Raw genomic sequence first — 17,655 nt, 5'->3', positions numbered from 1 at the left:
TTGGCCCAGTGCGGCTAACCCGGCGTCCTGCCGGGTTGCCCACGGATTCAAGCCTGCGTTCGGCCATCGTGGTTAACGGGGCCTGTCAGATCAAGATCAACAGCAGATCAACAGCAGAGCACGGCGGCCTGGTAGCCGACCTGAGTGGTTGAAGCAAAAGCATGGCAACAGCACAGCAACACCACTTTTACCGGATGAAATGAGTTCCAAATGTGGGAGCGGCGGTGCGACGATTCGACTTGCTCGCGAATGCGGTGTGTCAGTCAACTTATTTGTAACTGACACACCGCTTTCGCGAGCAAGCCCGCTCCCACATTTGATTGGGTTCAGCTTCCAATATCAGGTCGGCTACCAGGCTACCAGGCTGCCGTGCTCTGCTTTTGATTTTGATCTGCTGTTGATTTTGATCTTAGGCGCCCCGTTAACCACGCTGGCCGAACGCAGGTATTACGGCGCGGCTAAACCGGCAGGACGCCGGTTTAGCCGCGACGGGGCAGGAACGGCCCGTCGCGGCGGCCCGCTTCGTGATGCCGCAGGTGAGGTGCCGAGTGGTGGACTTGGGGCTTTTCCAAAGTGACCCGCCGTAAGGGCGGAACCCATGTCAGCCGTGACCCAAACAACGGATATGTACTCAGCGCCCCCCGACAACCACAGCACTCAACCCGTAAAAAAAGATGTGTAGATACCTATGCTGCGATGCGGGCGACTCGATCGCACCTTTTCAGTTGCCCATAAAAAAGCCCCGAACCAGTCGGGGCTTTTTTACATGATCAACCTGCGGGGCTTACTTGCCCTGCCAGCGTTTCAGTACCAGGGTGGCGTTGGTGCCACCGAAGCCGAAGCTGTTGCTCATCACGGTGTCGATTTTGACGTTTTCAACGGTCTTGGTCAGGATCGGCATATCGGCAACGACCGGGTCGATCTCTTCGATGTTGGCCGAACCGGCCATGAAGTTGCCTTCCATCATCAGCAGGCAGTAGATCGCTTCGTGAACGCCGGCGGCGCCCAGGGAGTGACCGGACAGGCTCTTGGTAGAGCTGATGGCCGGAGCCTTGTCGCCGAATACCGCACGCACACCTTCCATTTCCTTGGCGTCGCCGACCGGAGTCGACGTGCCGTGGGTGTTCAGGTAGTCGATTGGGGTGTCAACGGTGGACATGGCCATCTGCATGCAACGGATGGCGCCTTCACCGCTTGGCGCAACCATGTCGTAGCCGTCGGAAGTGGCGCCGTAGCCGACGATTTCCGCGTAGATCTTTGCACCACGGGCCAGGGCGTGTTCCAGCTCCTCGACCACGACCATGCCGCCACCGCCGGCGATGACGAAACCGTCACGCTTGGCGTCGTAGGCGCGGGAGGCCTTTTCCGGGGTTTCGTTGTACTGGGTGGACAGGGCGCCCATGGCATCGAACAGGAACGACTGGCTCCAATGCTCTTCTTCACCGCCACCGGCGAACACGATGTCTTGTTTGCCCAGTTGGATCTGCTCAACCGCAGTACCGATGCAGTGAGCACTGGTGGCGCAGGCGGAGGAGATCGAGTAGTTCACACCCTTGATCTGGAACGGCGTGGCCAGGCAGGCCGAAACAGTGCTGCCCATGGTCCGCGTTACACGGTACGGGCCAACGCGTTTCACGCCTTTTTCGCGCAGGATGTCCAGCGCTTCCATCTGGTTCAGGGTGGATGCGCCGCCGGAGCCGGCGATCAGGCCGGTGCGTACGTTCGATACCTGGTCTTCGCTCAGGCCGGAATCGGCAATGGCGTCTTTCATGGCCAGGTAAGCGTAAGCGGCAGCGTGGCCGACGAAGCGATAGATCTTGCGATCGATCAGTTCTTCGAGGGGCAGGTCGATGGAGCCGGAAACCTGGCTACGCAGACCCATTTCGGCATATTCCGGGTTAAAGCGGATGCCAGGGCGACTTGCACGCAGGTTAGCGGTGACGGTCTCTTTGTCATTGCCCAGGCAAGAAACGATGCCCAGACCAGTGATAACGACGCGGCGCATGCGGATAACCCTTAAAAGTTGTCAGTGGAAGTGAATACGCCGACCCGAAGGCCTTCGGCAGTATAGATCTCGCGACCGTCGACAGTCACCGAACCGTCGGCGATGGCCAGGTTCAGCTTGCCCTTGAGGACGCGCTTGATGTGAATGTTGTAAGTGACTTTCTTGGCAGTCGGCAAGACTTGGCCAAAGAACTTCACTTCGCCCGAACCCAGGGCACGACCGCGGCCCGGCAGGCCTTGCCAGCCCAGGTAGAAGCCAACCAGTTGCCACATGGCGTCGAGGCCCAGGCAGCCCGGCATGACAGGGTCACCTTCGAAATGGCAGGCGAAGAACCACAGGTCAGGGGTGATATCCAGCTCGGCGACCAATTCACCTTTGCCGTACTTGCCACCTTCTTCGCTGATATGGGTGATGCGATCCACCATCAGCATGTTCGGGGCGGGCAGTTGCGCGTTACCTGGGCCGAACAGCTCACCGCGACTGCAGCGCAGCAGGTCTTCCCGAGTAAAGGCGTTTTGTTTGGTCATGCGAGCTCCTCAATAATCCCATGCGGCAGGGTAGGGCAAATCTTCCCGAACCGAATGAAGCGTTCATGCCTCATATCGGCAGCCTACACATAGACTATTGCGTTGTAGTGAAAGTCACAGCGTCAAGGCACTCAATGTACACTTGTTCACTGAAATTTTAAACCGAGCCTGTTTATCGGCCCGTTTGGGTGCCTAAGACTGCCGCACTTTCGTCTTTCACGCCAGTCGCAGTTGGTTGATGGCGCGGCGCTATTGCACCCAGCGCTGCAGGATTTGCTGCAAATCCGTGCGTTTGAACGGCTTAGCCAGGTAATCGTTCATTCCCGCTGCCAGGCAAGCTTCGCGATCACCCTGCAAAGCGTTGGCCGTCAGGGCAATGATCGGCAGGTCGGCGCAGCCTGGCAGCTGGCGAATCTGCCTCGTGGCTTCGTAGCCGTCGATCAATGGCAAGCGGCAGTCCATCAGGATTGCCGTAAATATCAGGCTCTCGGCGCTTCGGATTGCCTCGGCGCCATCGGTGGCCAGGCTCACTTCAAACCCCAGGCTGCGCAGCATGGCTTCGACCACGGTGCGATTGACTGGGTTGTCTTCCACCAGCAACACATGGCGACCGTCGCCTGCGCCGGTTTTGCCTTCGCGGTCCTGCGCGATCGCAGGCAGGCTGTGCTGGTCGATGGCCAGTGGAATTTCCAGGGTAAACACCGAGCCGCGGCCCTCTTCGCTTTGGGCGCGCAGTGTGCCGCCCATGCGTTCAGCCAGCGTACGGGCAATGGGCAGGCCCAGGCCGGTGCCGCCGTAACGTCTTGAAATGGAGCTGTCGGCCTGCTGGAACGCGTCGAACATCAACTCCAGGCGTTCAGCGGAAATCCCGATGCCGGTGTCGCGCACGGTGCAGGTGAACCACACCAGTTCATGGTCGAGGGTTTGCCAATGGGGTTCGACGGTCACGGTGCCGTGTTCAGTGAACTTGAGCGCGTTGCCGATCAGGTTCACCAGGATCTGCCGGATACGCGTCGGGTCGCCCTGCACCCGCAGTGAGTCCATGCCCGGCGGAATCGGCAACTCCAGTGTTAACCCGCGCTGCTGGGCGCTGTGCTGGAAGGCCTGCGCGCAACTGCTGATCAAGTCTGCGAGGTTGAACGGGATATTTTCCAGCTCGAGTGCGGCGCGTTCGATGCGCGAGAAGTCGAGGATGTCGTTAATCACCTTGAGCAAATGCTCCGTGGACTCTGACGCCAGTGCGGCGTACTCGGTCTGCTCCTCGGTCATCTCGGTGGTTTCCAGCAACTGCAACATACCCAGCACGCCGTTCATGGGCGTGCGCAGCTCGTGGCTCATCATCGCCAGGAAGTCCGACTTGGCATTGTTCGCCCGCTCGGCCTCTTCGCGGGTCTGGATCAGTTGGGCCATGGCCTGATGCTGCTCGCGGCTGGCCTGGTTGAGGCCTTCGGCGAGGTTGTTGATATGACGCGACAAGTCGCCCAGCTCCGAGTCATCGACGATCGGCAGCGGCGTCTTGTAGTCGCCTTGCTGGATGGCCTTCACCGCATGGCCCATGGCGCTGATCGGCTGCGACAGGCTGGCGGCGAGGCGCCGTGCCAGCAGGAAGGTGAAGAGCAGGGCAAACAGGGCGAGGATGCCGGCCTTGAACAGAATTTCCTGTTGGCGCTGGCTGAACGCATCGTTGGACATGCCGACGATCACCCGGCCCAGGTAATCCGGGCGCCGCGTCCTGGGCTCAATAAGGTTGTCCTGGAAAAAATCATTGCCCAGCTGGATGTGTTGCAGGCGGATGGGCGCCTGGAACACTTTCACCGACAGCGAACGGTCGTGTGTTTCCGACGGCTGTTCGACATACACCAGAATGTTTTCGCTGCTGTCCTGAATCTCCAGGAAGCGCACATGAGGCGTGGCCAGGGTTGCCCGCAGCAGGCTTTCAAGCACGTCGTTGTTGCCGGAAATAACCCCGTACTCGGTGGCCGGGGCCAATTGGTTGGCGATCAGTTGGCCGGTATGGTCGAGTTCCTGGCGCAGGTCCTGGATACGTACGAACGTAAAGAAGCTGATCAACAGCAAGGTCAGCAACAGCGCCGGGCCCAGCGTGATGAGCTGGGTGCGGGTGTTGATGTCCCAACGACGACGCAAGGTCATGGACGTTTTTCTCCTTCGGCCAATCGGGCGGCGACGGCGGCTTCGTCAACCTGTTCGATCCCCAGTGAGCGCGCGACTTGCGAGTTGCCCACGACTTTGAAGTGTTCCGGGTACAAGGTGCGCGGCCAACTGGCCGGCGAGTGGTCCAGCAGCCGGTCGAGCACATCGAGCCAGTCGGCCTGGTCGCTGTAGGTGCTGGCCAGGCTGCCCGCCTTGACGAACCCGGCGTTGGGGCCCACCAGGGGCAGTTGCTGGGAGTAGCTGCTGAGCAACAGGTTCTTCACGGTTTTCGGGTTGTACAGCCGTGGGTCGTCGAGGCCGAGCAGCACATCGCTGTTCTTGAGCAGGTTTTGCAGCGGGCGGCTGTCACTGATGTTGTCCCAGAGCTGCGGCACGATCTCCAGCCCCATGGGCGCGGCGTATTGGGCCAATTCGCGCAGCAGGAATTCACTGTCGGCGCCGTAGAGCACGCCGATGCGTCGAGCCTGGGGCAGGATGTTGGCAATCAGGTTCAACTGGCGTGCCAGTGGCGGGTCGCTCCACAGCAGGCTGATTTTCGCCGGCTGAGCGGTGCCCAGGCGTTGGCGAGCTTGTAGGCGGCTGATGCGCAACACCAGGGTCGGCGGACCCTGAGTGTCCTGCAGGCGCCAGTCGAGACCGGGCAGGTCCAGCAGGATCAGGCGGGTGCTGGCAGGCAACTGGCTCGGGGCGGGCAGGTCTTTGAGCGGGGTAAAGGTCACATGGTCTTCGGGGCGCTGCCGGGCGAGGGCCTGGGTAAAGGCTTGTACGCCGGCACCGTCTTCGGCGGCGGTCAGCAGGATGTCCGCGCTCCACGCCGGCGCAGCCATCAGCAGGCATGCCAGCAGCACACCACGCCGCCAGAGCCTGGATAAGAAATGGAGGGTCATCCGTGACTGATCGCCCATGTCAGAACTCTAACTCCGCGCTGAAGTAGAGGACGTGGCGACTGTCGTAATTGTTGTCGGCCCAGGTGGTGGGCTGGTTATCGAGGCGTTGTTGCAACATGCCGGCCAGCTCCACATTGGCTTTGCCCAAGGCAATGCGCTTGGCCACCCGCAGGTCGACCCGTTCGAAGCGATATTGGTTGAGTGCATCGTCGCCATAGTAGAACAGCGCACTGGACCAGCCGTGGCCCCATTCGCGCAACCAACCGGCCGAGCCACTGTTGCGGGCAGTTTGTGCCTTGTCCAGCGGGTTGCTGGAGGTGGCATCGACGTAAGCATAGGTGAGCCGCAGACGGTCGGCGCTGCTCATGCGCCAGTCAAATTGCGACTCGGCACCGGTAAACCGCGCGCTGTTGGCGTTGCTGGCAATGTACTGGTTATTGCGCAGCGGCGAACTGATCATGTCGGTGATTTCGTCATAGAACAGTTTCACGTCGACATTGAGCCCGAGGTCGGCAAAGAAACCGTTGTAGCCCAGCTCTCGCGAGCGCATCAACTCTTTATCGAGGTTGCCCGGGCCTCGCGTTACCACAAAATATTGCCCGGAATTCTGCCCGTAGGCCGGGGAACTCAGATTGGTGACGCGGTAGCTCCAGTTGACGTTGTTCTCGAACATGTCCGGCGAGCGAATTGCCTCGGAGTACACCGCCCGCAGGCCGTGGCGCGGGTTGATCAGATAATTGACCGCCACCCGTGGCGTCAGCGAGTTGCCACTTAAGTAGGTGTCTTCATACATGGCGCCGCCTTGCAGCAGCCAGTGTTCGCTGGCGCGCCATTCCAGGTGGCCGAACAAGCGCCAGGTGGTGTCGTCCAGGGTGCCGTTGAAGTAAGTGTCGGAATCGGCGCGGTCGTAGCGGTAGTTCATGCCGCTGACCAGGCGCAGGCTGTCGGACAGGCTCAGGGTGTCCTGAATCTCCAGGTCGTAGCGGCTTTCGCGAGTGCTTTGGTCGATGTCGCCGCAGACCGGGTTTTTGCCGTCGTTGCCCCATTGTTTTAGCACTTCATCGGCCAGCGCCTGCTCGGCGCTGCTGCCAGGTGGCGGGCTGCCTGGTGTGTAGCGGTCCATATGACGGGCCAGTTGTTCGGCATAGTTGGGGTTCAACTGCCATAGCCGGGTCAATTCCGGGCTGAACGACACCTTGGCGTCACAGGCCTTCCAGACTTGCTGACGGTCCCATTGCTGGGCCGAGCCCTGAATGTACAAACTGTGCTCGGGGTTGAACTCAACGTTCCAGCGCATTGACCCGGCATAGTCCTTGGCGACGACATCGGAATTAGTACCACCTTCGGTAATCCCGGCGAATACCGGGGCGTAGGTATAGGGGCGCTGATTGGTCCCTTCCTTGGCGTCAAATTGCCAGTCGATGCTCTGCTGCGCGTTCAGTGTCTGGCTGACGGCGAGGCTGAAACGGTTGAGGCGCCGACCGTCACGGCGGTCAGCACCGACCGCGTCGCTGTCAAAACCATCGTCCTGTTGCCCCGACATCGAAAGGCGCAAGTCGCCGGTTTCCCAACCAACGCCCTGGCTGGCGTAGAAGTCGTTGATCCCGCGCTCGCCACGGATGACTTTGACCCGCGAGCCGTGGCTGTTGGCCGGTGAGCGCGTGAGGATGTTGACCACCGCCATGAGTGCATTAGCGCCGTAACTGACGGTGTTGGGGCCACGGAATACCTCGATGCGCTCGATATCCTCCATGGCGACCGGAATATCGCTCCAGTCCACCGTCGCCAGGCCCGCGCGATACACCGAACGCCCGTCGATCAACACTTGCATGCGCCGTGCATCGCTGGCGCTGGTGCCGTGGTAGTTCACTGCCGCCTGATTGCCGGTGGTGTAGCCGACCATCATCCCCGGCACCAGCCGCAGCAGCTCGGCGATGTCCCGTGCGCCGCTGGCCTTGATCAGCTCGCTGTCGATCACTGTCATGCTGCCGGGCACGGCCGCCGCCGATTGCTTGAGGCGTGTGGCCGTCAGCACCTGCGGCAGCGGCTGGCTGTCGAGGAACAGGTCATCAGCCAGCGCCGTTGCACTGCACGACAGTGTCAACGGCAACATCCACAACAGAGATGAGCGAGGAGGAGGGCCCAGATACACGGCACGGCCTTGATAATTACGAATAGCCGCCCATGTTAACTGAGGTGGGGCCATTTGCCAGTCGTGGACCTTGCAATTACTTCACACAAGTGTGGCATTTTCCGACATGCGCTTGAATTGACGCGGGGGCTGGCCGCCAGCAAGTCGCCCCGTATAATGCGGCCATCGCCACTGGTATGGATTAACGGATTGCATATGACTGAACAGCGCCCAATTGCGGTCCTGGGAGGCGGAAGTTTTGGTACCGCCGTGGCTAATCTGCTGGCTGAAAACGGCCATGCGGTGCGCCAGTGGATGCGCGATCCCGAGCAGGCCGAGGCCATCCGCGTCCATCGGGAAAACCCCCGTTACCTTAAAGGCATCAAGATTCATCCGGCGGTCGAGCCGGTCACGGACCTGTTGGCAACGCTCACTGACTGCGACCTGTGCTTCGTCGCGCTGCCGTCCAGCGCTTTGCGCTCGGTGCTGGCGCCCCACGCCGAGCGCCTGGCGGGCAAGCTGCTGGTCAGCCTGACCAAGGGCATCGAGGCGCACACGTTCAAGCTGATGAGCGAAATCCTTGCCGAGATCGCTCCCCAGGCGCGCATTGGCGTGCTGTCCGGGCCGAACCTGGCACGGGAAGTCGCCGAGCACGCACTGACGGCCACCGTGGTCGCCAGTGAAGACGAAGCGCTGTGCGAGCGCGTCCAGGCCGTGCTGCATGGCCGCACGTTCCGCGTGTATGCCAGCAGCGATCGTTTTGGCGTGGAGTTGGGCGGAGCACTGAAAAACGTCTACGCGATCATTGCCGGCATGGCGGTGGCCTTGGGCATGGGTGAAAACACCAAGAGCATGCTGATCACCCGCGCCTTGGCCGAAATGACCCGCTTTGCAGTCAATCAGGGCGCCAACCCGATGACGTTCCTGGGGCTGGCGGGCGTGGGCGACTTGATCGTGACCTGCTCGTCGCCGAAAAGCCGCAACTACCAGGTCGGTTTCGCGCTGGGCCAGGGCCTTAGCCTGGAAGACGCGGTCACTCGCCTGGGTGAGGTCGCCGAGGGCGTCAACACGCTTAAAGTGTTGAAGGCCAAGGCTCAGGAAGTCGGCGTGTACATGCCGCTGGTCGCCGGGCTGCACGCGATCCTGTTTGAAGGGCGCACCTTGAATCAGGTCATCGAGTTGCTGATGCGCGCTGAACCGAAAACCGATGTCGACTTCATTTCCACCAGTGGTTTCAACTGAGGAACGCGCCATGAACGATCCGAAAGCAGCCCCCCAATACGAGTCCATCCTCCTGCGTATCCTGTGGATGCTGGTCTTTGCGCTGGTGTGGCAAGTGGCGCAGTTCCTGCTCGGTGCGCTGGTGGTGGTGCAGTTGGTCTATCGCCTGATCTACGGCGCGCCGAACCTGGGCCTGATGAACTTTGGCGACAGTCTCAGCCAGTTCCTGGCGCAGATTGGCCGTTTTGGCAGCTTCCATACTGAGCAAAAACCCTGGCCGTTCGCCGACTGGCCGACCCCGCGCGCACCGGAGGGCGAAGCCGCCCACAGCGTACCGCCGGCGCCGCACCCGGTGCGTGATGAAGAGCCAAAGCTGTGAAGCTGTGGATTTTGCGTCACGGTGAAGCCGAAGGGCACGCGCGCACCGACGCCGAGCGCAACCTCACCGAGCATGGCCGTGGCGAAGTGTTGCGCAGTGCTGCGCACCTGATCGGCCAGCCGATCAGTGCCATCATCGCCAGCCCGTATGTACGCGCCCAGCAGACTGCCCATCTGGTGCGTGACGCGTTGGGCTTCGAGCCGCAAATCCGCACGGTGCTGTGGCTGACGCCGGAGAGCAACCCGCTGCAGGTGCTGGACAAGCTCGACACTGATGACAACGTGCTGCTGGTCAGTCACCAGCCATTGGTAGGCAGCCTGATCAGCTTTTTGCAGCATGGCCATCTGCGTCAGCCACAACCGATGCACACCGCCAGCCTGGCGGAGTTGGAGGGGGATTTTCCGCTGGCAGGGCTGATGAGCCTGGTGGGTGTGAAGAACCCGTAGGAAAAGTCATCGCTGTTTTGTGTGCTATATAGTCAACCAAGCAAGTGCTTGGTTGGCTATCATCGGATCACAAAGGAGCGCGTCCCATGCCTGTCGCTTTTCGTTTGCCGTTGCAGGTCTTCTACGAACGTGAAGCGCGGCACCCGCGCAAGCCCTTTCTCGTACAGCCCATCGGCGGCGGGGCGGTGCAGACCCTCACCTGGGGCGAGGTCGGTCACCAGGCCCGTTGCGCTGCGCAGTGGCTGCGTGCCCGGGAGTTGCCCCAGGGCTCGCACATTGCCCTGATCTCGAAAAACTGCGCGCACTGGATCATCGCCGACCTGGCAATCTGGATGGCCGGGCATGTCTCCGTGCCGTTGTACCCCAACCTCACTGCCGACTCGGTCGCCCATGTGTTGACGCATTCCGAGGCGGCACTGGCGTTGATCGGCAAGTTGGACGACTGGCCGGCGATGGTCGCCGGTATCCCGGCCGGTCTGCCGACGATCAGCCTGCCACTGTGCCCGGCCGGTGACTTTGATTTCAGCTGGTCAGACCTGCAAGCCTGTTCACCGATCCAGGACAACCCCACGCCCGCTGCCTCAAGCCTGGCCACCATCGTCTACACCTCCGGCACCACCGGCTTGCCCAAAGGCGTGATGCAGACCTTCGGCGCCCTGGGTTTTGCCGCCACGCAAGGCACTCAATTATTTGGGTTGGGGGAGGGCGATCGGCTGCTGTCCTACCTGCCGTTGTGCCATGTGGCGGAGCGGATGTTTGTCGAACTGGCCTCGATCTACACCGGGCAAACGGTGTTTTTCGCGGAGAGCCTGGATACTTTTCTTACAGACTTGCGCCGGGCACGGCCGACGGCGCTGTTTGGTGTGCCGCGCATCTGGACCAAATTTCAGATGGGCGTCTACAGCAAGATCCCGCAACAGCGCCTCGACACCCTGTTGCGCCTGCCGTTTATCGGCAAACGCGTCGGCCATAAAGTCCTGGCGGGTTTGGGCCTGGATGCGCTGCGCATTGCGTTGTCCGGTGCGGCGCCTGTTCCCGAGGGCTTGCTGCGTTGGTATCAGCGCCTGGGGCTAGACGTGTTGGAGGTGTATGGCATGACCGAAAGTTGCGGCTATTCGCACGTGTGTCGCCCCGGCCAGCAGACACTCGGCTGGATCGGCCGGCCGTGCCCCGGCGTTGAAGTGCGCATCGACGCGTCAGGAGAAGTGCAAGTGCGCAGCGGCGCGACCATGCTCGGCTACTTCAAGGACCCGCAGAAAACCGCTGAGACCCTGACCGATGACGGCTTCCTGCGCACCGGCGACAAGGGCGAGCAGGACACCGATGGCCGCTTGCGCCTGACCGGGCGACTCAAGGAAATCTTCAAGACCAGCAAGGGCAAATACGTCGCCCCTGCGCCGATCGAAAACCGCCTGGCCGAACACGCGCGGATCGAACAGGTGTGCGTGGTCGGAGATGGCCTGACCGCGCCGATGGGCTTGTGCGTGCTGTCGGCTGCGGGCCAGGACCGACAAGCACTGCACAGTAGCCTCGAGCGCTGGCTGGAACACGTCAACCTGAGCCTGGACAAACACGAACGTCTGCGCCAACTGGTGGTGGTGAAAGACAGTTGGGCGGTGGAAAACGGCTTTCTGACGCCGACCCTGAAGATCAAACGCACGGTGATCGAATCGACCTACGGCGCACAGTTCCAGGCCTGGAGCGAGCGCACCGAATCTATTCTGTGGCAGGATTAGGCACGTAATAAAACCAATAAGGACAATTGCATGAGCCTGTGGCGCACCCAACCCGATATCGAGCAACTCAACGCCATCCAGAAAAACACCATCGGTGAATTGCTGGATATTCGTTTCGAACGTTTCGACGACGAGTCACTGACCGCCAGCATGGTGGTCGACCATCGCACTCATCAGCCTTACGGCCTGTTGCACGGCGGTGCTTCGGTGGTGTTGGCGGAAAGCGTCGGCTCCATGGCGGCTTATCTGTGTATTGATGCCAGCAAGTTCTATTGCGTGGGCCTTGAGGTCAATGCCAACCACCTGCGGGGTGTGCGCAGCGGTCGGGTGACGGCAGTGGCGCGGGCGATTCATATCGGTCGTACCACCCAAGTCTGGGATATTCGCCTGAGCAGCGACGATGGCAAGGCCAGCTGTGTATCGCGCCTGACCATGGCCGTGGTGCCTTTGGGCGAGAACCCGCCAGCACGATAGGCGTGGCGTGAGTGTCATCATTCCTGGCGGTTACAGTCATTGCTGTAAAGGCCAGGCATGGTGACAATCAACTCTTGTTTTTGTTGATGGATTTTGTATGTCGCAGCACGTGTTTTTTGCCCACGCCAATGGCTTCCCTTCGGCCACTTACGGCAAGTTGTTTGCCGCCCTGGCCCCGGAATATGCAGTGGCTCACCTGCCGCAGCACGGCCACGACCCCAGGTTTCCGGTGGACGACAACTGGCAGAACCTGGTGGATGAGTTGATCCACCACCTGGAGCTGCAGCCGGAGCCGGTGTGGGGCGTGGGCCACTCCCTGGGCGGCGTGTTGCATTTGCACGCGGCCATGCGCTGCCCACAGCTGTATCGCGGTGTGGTGATGCTGGATTCGCCGGTGCTGACCCGCGCCGACCGCTGGGTAATCCGCGCCGCCAAGCGCTTTGGTTTTATCGACCGCCTGACCCCTGCCGGGCGCACCTTGGGCCGGCGTGAAGAGTTCACCGATCTCGACGCCGCGCGCAGTTACTTCGCCGGCAAGACCCTGTTTCGCGGCTTCGACCCGGAATGCTTTGACGCCTACCTGCAACATGGCCTGCAACAAGTGGGCGATCGCCTGCGCCTGCGCTTTGACCCCGCCACCGAAATCAGCATCTACCGCGGCGTGCCCCACACCAGTCCCGGCCAGGTTCGCCAATTGAAGGTGCCGCTGGCGGTGGTGCGCGGGCGCCAGAGCCGGGTGGTGATGCGGCACCATGCCAGCGGCGTCGACCGCCTGCCCATGGGCGAAATGCTCACCATGCCCGGTGGCCATATGTTCCCCCTTGAACGCCCTCAGGACACTGCGACCTTGATCAAGAACCTGTTCTCCCGTTGGCAAGCCCGCGAGCGCAGTTGCGCATGAGTGCGCCGGTCGAGGAAGTGCGCCTGAGCCTGCCGCACATCGAGTTGGCAGCGCACCTGTTTGGTCCCGAAGACGGCTTGCCGGTGATCGCCCTGCATGGCTGGCTGGACAACGCCAACAGCTTTGCGCGGCTGGCGCCGAAGCTGCAGGGCTTGCGCATCGTCGCGTTGGACATGGCCGGCCATGGGCACTCGGCGCATCGTCCTGTCGGGGCGGGTTATGCCTTGTGGGATTATGTCTTTGACGTGCTGCAAGTCGCCGAACAACTGGGCTGGAAACGTTTTGCATTACTTGGCCACTCCCTCGGCGCTATCGTGTCGTTGGTGTTGGCGGGCGCTTTGCCGGAGCGTGTGACGCACCTGGGTTTGATCGACGGTGTAATCCCGCCGACCGCCGCTGGCGAGAACGCGGCGGAGCGGCTGGGCATGGCGCTGCAGGCGCAATTGAGCCTGCAGAACAAGCGCAAGCCGGTTTACAGCACCCTTGATCGGGCGGTTGAAGCACGGATGAAAGGCGTTGTGGCAGTCAGCCGTGAAGCCGCCGAACTGCTGGCCCAGCGCGGTTTGATGCCGGTGCCGGGCGGTTATACCTGGCGTACTGACAGCCGTCTGACCCTGGCCTCGCCGATGCGCCTGACCGATGAACAGGCGATGGCTTTCGTGCGGCGTGTGGCGTGTCCTACGCAGTTGGTGGTCGCCGCTGATGGCATGCTGGCGAAACATCCCGAATTGCTTTCTCAGCTACCCTTTACGGTGAACACGCTGCCGGGAGGCCATCATTTACACCTTAATGATGAGCCTGGCGCGATCCTTGTTGCAGACTGTTTCAATCGGTTCTTCTCCACGCCTTGACTTGGCGGGGTCAACTGCCGAGGCTGGGCGGATTGAAAGGGAGTCAACCATGAACGATGTGAACACCGCTCTTAAAACAGCAGCAACCTCCGATGGCCAGGGCTTATTGATCCGATGAGCCTGCGTAAAGGATGTATCCGTGCCTTCGGGCTGTGCTGTTTCAGCCCCTTGGTGTTCGCCGCCGACGTGCCGGGTAGCCAGGATTTACCGGCCGTGTCCCGCCAGGTCGATGCGCAAATCGTCGATTACCGCCCCGCAGAAGAAAAGGAACGCATCTACCCCATGGGTGCGATCCGCAAGATCAGCGGCCAGCTGCGCTATGAAGGCCAGGCCACGGCGCGCGGTCAAGCCACTGCCATCACCTATGAACTGCCCGCCGAGCACACGTCCAGCGCCGCGTTTACCGAGACGCGCGAAGCGTTGCAGGCCAAGGGCGCGCAGCTGTTGTTCTGGTGCCAGGCCCGCGATTGCGGCGAAAGCAGCCTGTGGGCCAATGAAGTATTCGGCAACGCCAAGCTGGTCGGCGCCGATGGCCAGCAGGAATACCTGCTGTTGCGCCTGGCCGCACCGCAGGACAACTCCCTGGTGGCGTTGTACGGCATCACCCGCGGCAACCGTCGCGCTTATCTGCATGTGGAGCAACTCGATGCCAGCGCGCCGCTGGGGGACTTGCTGCCCACCTCCGCGACCTTGCTGCGTGAGTTGAAAAGTACGGGCGAGCTGGATTTTCCGGCGCTGGGCGCCGAGCCTGATGCCACCTGGTTGACCCTGATTTCGCGCGGCTTGAACCTTGACGCCACCTTGCGCGTCAGTTTGACCGGGCCGACGGCCGAAGCCTGGCGCCAAGGCTTGATCGACAGCGGCGTACGCGCCGCCCGCATGGAAACCGGCACCGGTGACGCTAAGGGTTTGCACCTGCATCTGATACGCTGACCGTTATCAGGCGAGCGGACCCGCGCCGCTCGCCTAAGCTCTCTTCCTACAGCCTTTTTCTCGAGATACCCGATGCTCAATAACGATCGCCTACTGGTGCAAATCCTGCTGCTGGTGTTGTTTGGTGCCAGCTTCTGGGTGATGGCGCCATTCTGGTCGGCGCTGTTCTGGGGCGCGGTGCTGGCGTTCGCCAGCTGGCCGCTGATGCGTTTGCTGACTCGCTGGCTGGGCGGCCGGGAATCTCTGGCGGCAGGCATCCTGACCTTATGCTGGATGTTGCTGGTGGCGGTGCCGCTGGTGTGGCTGGGGTTCAACCTGGCAGACCATGTGCGTGACGCCGTGGGCCTGATCAAGGATATCCAGGTCGATGGCTTGCCTGCCGCGCCCACCTGGCTGGGCTCGATCCCCTTTGTCGGCGAGCGTTTGGTGGCGACGTGGGACAGCATCGACCAGCAGGGCGCGGCGCTGATGGTCAGCATCAAGCCGTACCTGGGGCAGGTCGGCAACTGGCTGCTGGCGCGCAGTGCGCAGATTGGTGGCGGCATCCTCGAACTGACCCTGAGCCTGGTGTTCGTGTTCTTTTTCTATCGCGACGGGCCACGCCTGGCGCTGTTCGTGCATCGCTTGCTGGAGCGTTTGATCGGCGAGCGCGCCGGTTACTACATCGAACTGGTGGCCGGTACCGTGCAGCGCGTGGTCAACGGTGTGATCGGTACGGCGGCCGCCCAGGCCCTGCTGGCGCTGATCGGTTTCCTGATCGCCGGCGTGCCGGGCGCGCTGGTGCTGGGCATCGTCACCTTCCTGCTCAGCCTGATCCCCATGGGGCCACCGCTGGTGTGGATACCGGCCACGGCCTGGCTGGCCTGGAAGGGCGATTACACTTACGCAGTTTTCCTCGGTGTATGGGGCACGTTCATCATCAGCGGCGTGGACAACGTACTCAAGCCGTACCTGATCAGCCGAGGCGGCAACTTGCCGCTGGTGATCGTGCTGTTGGGAGTGTTCGGCGGGTTGATCGCCTTTGGCTTTATTGGCTTGTTTATCGGCCCGACGTTGCTGGCGGTGGCCTACAGCCTGTTGACCGATTGGAGTGCGACCCAGGCCCAAGTTCGCCGCGAAGACAAGCCACTGTAAAGACTGGGTGAGGGCTGATGTGCCGCTCTTAAGCGCGGGGCAGCCACATCACCGCCGTCAAGCCGCCGCCTGGGGTTTCCTCCAGGCTCAGGCGGCCGCCGAGGCGTTCCACCGCTTCCTTGGAAATCGTCATGCCGAGGCCGACGCCACCGGAGTTGCGGTTGCGTGAGCCTTCCAGACGAAAGAACGGCTCGAACACCGCCTCACGTTTATCCGCTGCAATCCCGGGCCCGTGGTCGATGACACGGATGACCAGGGCTTCGCGGCTGTCGGTCAGTTCTATGCGCGCCGTACCGGCATAGCGCAGGGCGTTATCGATGAGGTTATTGAGGCATGAACGCAGGGCCATCGGCTGCACCTGCAAAGGCACGCAGGTGCCGGAAAATTGCACGTCGGCGCCTTGGTCCTGGGCGTTTTCACTCAGAGACTCCACCAACGCCTGTACGTCGAGCCAATGCCGGGTTTCGCTGGTGCGTTGTTCGTGCAGGTAGCTCAGGGTGGAATCGAGCATGCCGATCATGTCGTCCAGGTCCTGGCGCATCTGGCCTTGCAGCTTGGTGTCTTCGATCTGTTCCAGGCGCAGCTTTAGGCGTGACAGCGGGGTGCGCAGGTCATGGGAGACGGCGCCGAGCATGCGCGCGCGCTGGCTGACCTGTTCGCGGATGCGCTTTTGCATCAGGTTGAACGTCGACGCCGCTTGGCGTGCCTCACGCGGCCCGGACTCGTTGAGCGGCGGGCTGTCGAGGTCGAGGCTTAAGCGCTCGGCGGCGGCGCTCAGGCGCTGGATCGGCCGGCTCAACAGTTTGGCGCCGTACCAGGCGGCGATGATCAGCGAGATAAACTGAAACGTCAGCGGCACCACGGGGCCACCAAACCACGGGCGATGATGCCGGGGCAGCGGCGTCATGGTGCCGTCCGGCTGCTCGACAAAGGTTTCCTGAGGCGGTGGCGGCGGCGGGCCATAGTGGTGAAACCAAAAGAACGCCAGCACATGGGCCAGCACAATGGCCACCAGCAGTACGCCGAACAGCCTTCCGAACAGCGTATTGAAGGTGGCGCGCATCAGCCGATGTCTCGAGCGTCGAACAGGTAGCCTTCGCCACGTACGGTCTTGATCAATTGCGGTGCTTTGGGGTCATCCCCCAGCTTTTGGCGCAGGCGCGAGACCAGCAAGTCGATGCTTCGGTCAAACGCTTCGATGGAGCGACCACGGGCGGCATCCAGCAACTGTTCGCGGCTCAGCACGCGACGTGGACGTTCGATAAACACCCACAACAGCCGAAACTCGGCGTTGGACAGCGGCACGACCAGCCCGTCGTCGGCCACCAGTTGGCGCAATACGCTGTTGAGGCGCCAGTTGTCGAACCGGATGTTGGCCCGCTGTTCGGTGCGGTCATCGCGCACTCGGCGCAGGATGGTCTGGATGCGTGCTACCAGTTCACGGGGTTCGAACGGTTTGGACATGTAATCATCGGCGCCCAGTTCCAGGCCGATAATGCGATCGGTGGGCTCGCAACGGGCGGTGAGCATCAGGATCGGGATGTCTGACTCAGTGCGCAGCCAGCGGCACAGCGACAGGCCGTCTTCGCCTGGCAGCATCAGGTCGAGCACCACCACATCAAAGGTTTCGGCTTGCATGGCCAGGCGCATGGCGGCGCCGTCGGTCACGCCGACGGCGAAAATATTGAAGCGCGCCAGGTAATCGATCAGCAGCTCACGAATCGGTACATCGTCGTCGACGATCAGCGCACGGGTATTCCAGCGCTTGTCTTCGGCGAGCACCGCGCCTTTTTGCTCTTCATTTACAGAGACGGTAGGGGTATGCATAGTGCGATCATCTGCCTGGGTTGTTGCTGTC

Annotated in this window: 16 protein-coding genes; 9 read left to right on the top strand and 7 right to left on the bottom strand. The window is 61.7% G+C overall.

Annotated elements, in window-relative coordinates; translation table 11 throughout:
* Positions 1-784: 784 nt before the first annotated feature.
* The 5 genes from fabB to ACI77D_RS23460 all read right to left on the bottom strand — a co-directional run bounded on the left by fabB (position 785) and on the right by ACI77D_RS23460 (position 7,743).
* Positions 785-2,005 carry a beta-ketoacyl-ACP synthase I gene (gene fabB, locus ACI77D_RS23480; protein ID WP_053255243.1) on the bottom strand — a complete coding sequence of 407 codons (1,221 nt, stop codon included), beginning with the start codon at positions 2,003-2,005 and terminating at the stop codon, positions 785-787.
* Between the two features lie 11 nt (positions 2,006-2,016).
* Positions 2,017-2,532: a 3-hydroxyacyl-[acyl-carrier-protein] dehydratase FabA gene (gene fabA / locus ACI77D_RS23475; protein WP_032859207.1), complete on the bottom strand. Its 516-nt coding sequence runs from the start codon at positions 2,530-2,532 to the stop codon at positions 2,017-2,019.
* A 249-nt stretch (positions 2,533-2,781) separates the two neighbouring features.
* Positions 2,782-4,683 carry an ATP-binding protein gene (locus ACI77D_RS23470; RefSeq protein WP_407017589.1) on the bottom strand — a complete coding sequence of 634 codons (1,902 nt, stop codon included), beginning with the start codon at positions 4,681-4,683 and terminating at the stop codon, positions 2,782-2,784.
* The gene (locus ACI77D_RS23465; RefSeq protein WP_407017588.1) at positions 4,680-5,609 is read right to left on the bottom strand and encodes an ABC transporter substrate-binding protein; all 930 of its coding nucleotides are present in this window, start codon (positions 5,607-5,609) and stop codon (positions 4,680-4,682) included. Before ACI77D_RS23465 ends, ACI77D_RS23470 begins: the two co-directional genes overlap by 4 nt.
* Position 5,610: 1 nt before the next feature.
* Positions 5,611-7,743 (bottom strand): TonB-dependent siderophore receptor, encoded by a 2,133-nt coding sequence (locus tag ACI77D_RS23460; protein ID WP_082895854.1) that lies wholly within the window; start codon positions 7,741-7,743, stop codon positions 5,611-5,613.
* 195 nt (positions 7,744-7,938) lie between these two features.
* On the opposite strand from ACI77D_RS23460, the gene ACI77D_RS23455 reads away from it, so the two are divergent.
* The 9 genes from ACI77D_RS23455 (at position 7,939) to ACI77D_RS23415 (ending at position 15,797) form a co-directional block, all read left to right on the top strand.
* Positions 7,939-8,964: an NAD(P)H-dependent glycerol-3-phosphate dehydrogenase gene (locus ACI77D_RS23455; RefSeq protein WP_064451622.1), complete on the top strand. Its 1,026-nt coding sequence runs from the start codon at positions 7,939-7,941 to the stop codon at positions 8,962-8,964.
* 10 nt (positions 8,965-8,974) lie between these two features.
* Positions 8,975-9,322 (top strand): DUF4389 domain-containing protein, encoded by a 348-nt coding sequence (locus ACI77D_RS23450; protein ID WP_262667443.1) that lies wholly within the window; start codon positions 8,975-8,977, stop codon positions 9,320-9,322.
* Positions 9,319-9,768 carry a phosphohistidine phosphatase SixA gene (gene sixA / locus ACI77D_RS23445; RefSeq protein WP_407017587.1) on the top strand — a complete coding sequence of 150 codons (450 nt, stop codon included), beginning with the start codon at positions 9,319-9,321 and terminating at the stop codon, positions 9,766-9,768. Before ACI77D_RS23450 ends, sixA begins: the two co-directional genes overlap by 4 nt.
* An 86-nt stretch (positions 9,769-9,854) precedes the next feature.
* Entirely contained in the window at positions 9,855-11,504 is a 1,650-nt protein-coding gene (locus ACI77D_RS23440) for an AMP-binding protein (RefSeq protein WP_221294322.1), read from the top strand.
* Between the two features lie 30 nt (positions 11,505-11,534).
* Positions 11,535-11,978 carry a hotdog fold thioesterase gene (locus ACI77D_RS23435; RefSeq protein ID WP_128590296.1) on the top strand — a complete coding sequence of 148 codons (444 nt, stop codon included), beginning with the start codon at positions 11,535-11,537 and terminating at the stop codon, positions 11,976-11,978.
* 97 nt (positions 11,979-12,075) lie between these two features.
* Complete coding sequence (locus tag ACI77D_RS23430; RefSeq protein ID WP_064451627.1) at positions 12,076-12,879, top strand: alpha/beta fold hydrolase; 804 nt, start codon at positions 12,076-12,078, stop codon at positions 12,877-12,879.
* Positions 12,876-13,730 (top strand): alpha/beta hydrolase, encoded by an 855-nt coding sequence (locus ACI77D_RS23425; RefSeq protein ID WP_407017586.1) that lies wholly within the window; start codon positions 12,876-12,878, stop codon positions 13,728-13,730. Before ACI77D_RS23430 ends, ACI77D_RS23425 begins: the two co-directional genes overlap by 4 nt.
* A gap of 114 nt (positions 13,731-13,844) precedes the next feature.
* Positions 13,845-14,663, top strand: coding sequence for a DUF4892 domain-containing protein (locus ACI77D_RS23420; protein ID WP_064451629.1), 819 nt, complete (start codon positions 13,845-13,847; stop codon positions 14,661-14,663).
* Positions 14,664-14,735: 72 nt separating this feature from the next.
* The gene (locus tag ACI77D_RS23415) at positions 14,736-15,797 is read left to right on the top strand and encodes an AI-2E family transporter (protein WP_064451630.1); all 1,062 of its coding nucleotides are present in this window, start codon (positions 14,736-14,738) and stop codon (positions 15,795-15,797) included.
* Positions 15,798-15,825: 28 nt separating this feature from the next.
* Here the strand turns inward: ACI77D_RS23415 and ACI77D_RS23410 are convergent, their stop codons facing one another.
* Both ACI77D_RS23410 and ACI77D_RS23405 read right to left on the bottom strand, forming a co-directional pair.
* The gene (locus tag ACI77D_RS23410; RefSeq protein ID WP_064451631.1) at positions 15,826-16,860 is read right to left on the bottom strand and encodes a HAMP domain-containing sensor histidine kinase; all 1,035 of its coding nucleotides are present in this window, start codon (positions 16,858-16,860) and stop codon (positions 15,826-15,828) included.
* Positions 16,860-17,624, bottom strand: a complete 765-nt coding sequence (locus ACI77D_RS23405; RefSeq protein ID WP_064451632.1) for a response regulator — start codon at positions 17,622-17,624, stop codon at positions 16,860-16,862. Before ACI77D_RS23405 ends, ACI77D_RS23410 begins: the two co-directional genes overlap by 1 nt.
* Between the last annotated feature and the right edge of the window lie 31 nt (positions 17,625-17,655).

This window comes from Pseudomonas sp. O39 (assembly GCF_045447295.1).
Taxonomy (GTDB): Bacteria; Pseudomonadota; Gammaproteobacteria; order Pseudomonadales; family Pseudomonadaceae; genus Aquipseudomonas; species Aquipseudomonas antarctica_A.
The sequence above is the reverse complement of the archived record's forward strand: the minus strand, read 5'-3'. Positions and strand labels throughout refer to the sequence as shown.

Excerpts from the sequence above, each read along its gene's own strand:
- fabB (WP_053255243.1), bottom strand. The coding sequence starts at position 2,005 with ATGCGCCGCGTCGTTATCACTGGTCTGGGCATCGTTTCTTGCCTGGGC.
- fabA (WP_032859207.1), bottom strand. The coding sequence starts at position 2,532 with ATGACCAAACAAAACGCCTTTACTCGGGAAGACCTGCTGCGCTGCAGT.
- ACI77D_RS23470 (WP_407017589.1), bottom strand. The coding sequence starts at position 4,683 with ATGACCTTGCGTCGTCGTTGGGACATCAACACCCGCACCCAGCTCATC.
- ACI77D_RS23465 (WP_407017588.1), bottom strand. The coding sequence starts at position 5,609 with ATGGGCGATCAGTCACGGATGACCCTCCATTTCTTATCCAGGCTCTGG.
- ACI77D_RS23455 (WP_064451622.1), top strand. The coding sequence starts at position 7,939 with ATGACTGAACAGCGCCCAATTGCGGTCCTGGGAGGCGGAAGTTTTGGT.
- ACI77D_RS23450 (WP_262667443.1), top strand. The coding sequence starts at position 8,975 with ATGAACGATCCGAAAGCAGCCCCCCAATACGAGTCCATCCTCCTGCGT.
- ACI77D_RS23440 (WP_221294322.1), top strand. The coding sequence starts at position 9,855 with ATGCCTGTCGCTTTTCGTTTGCCGTTGCAGGTCTTCTACGAACGTGAA.
- ACI77D_RS23435 (WP_128590296.1), top strand. The coding sequence starts at position 11,535 with ATGAGCCTGTGGCGCACCCAACCCGATATCGAGCAACTCAACGCCATC.
- ACI77D_RS23430 (WP_064451627.1), top strand. The coding sequence starts at position 12,076 with ATGTCGCAGCACGTGTTTTTTGCCCACGCCAATGGCTTCCCTTCGGCC.
- ACI77D_RS23425 (WP_407017586.1), top strand. The coding sequence starts at position 12,876 with ATGAGTGCGCCGGTCGAGGAAGTGCGCCTGAGCCTGCCGCACATCGAG.
- ACI77D_RS23420 (WP_064451629.1), top strand. The coding sequence starts at position 13,845 with ATGAGCCTGCGTAAAGGATGTATCCGTGCCTTCGGGCTGTGCTGTTTC.
- ACI77D_RS23415 (WP_064451630.1), top strand. The coding sequence starts at position 14,736 with ATGCTCAATAACGATCGCCTACTGGTGCAAATCCTGCTGCTGGTGTTG.
- ACI77D_RS23410 (WP_064451631.1), bottom strand. The coding sequence starts at position 16,860 with ATGCGCGCCACCTTCAATACGCTGTTCGGAAGGCTGTTCGGCGTACTG.
- ACI77D_RS23405 (WP_064451632.1), bottom strand. The coding sequence starts at position 17,624 with ATGCATACCCCTACCGTCTCTGTAAATGAAGAGCAAAAAGGCGCGGTG.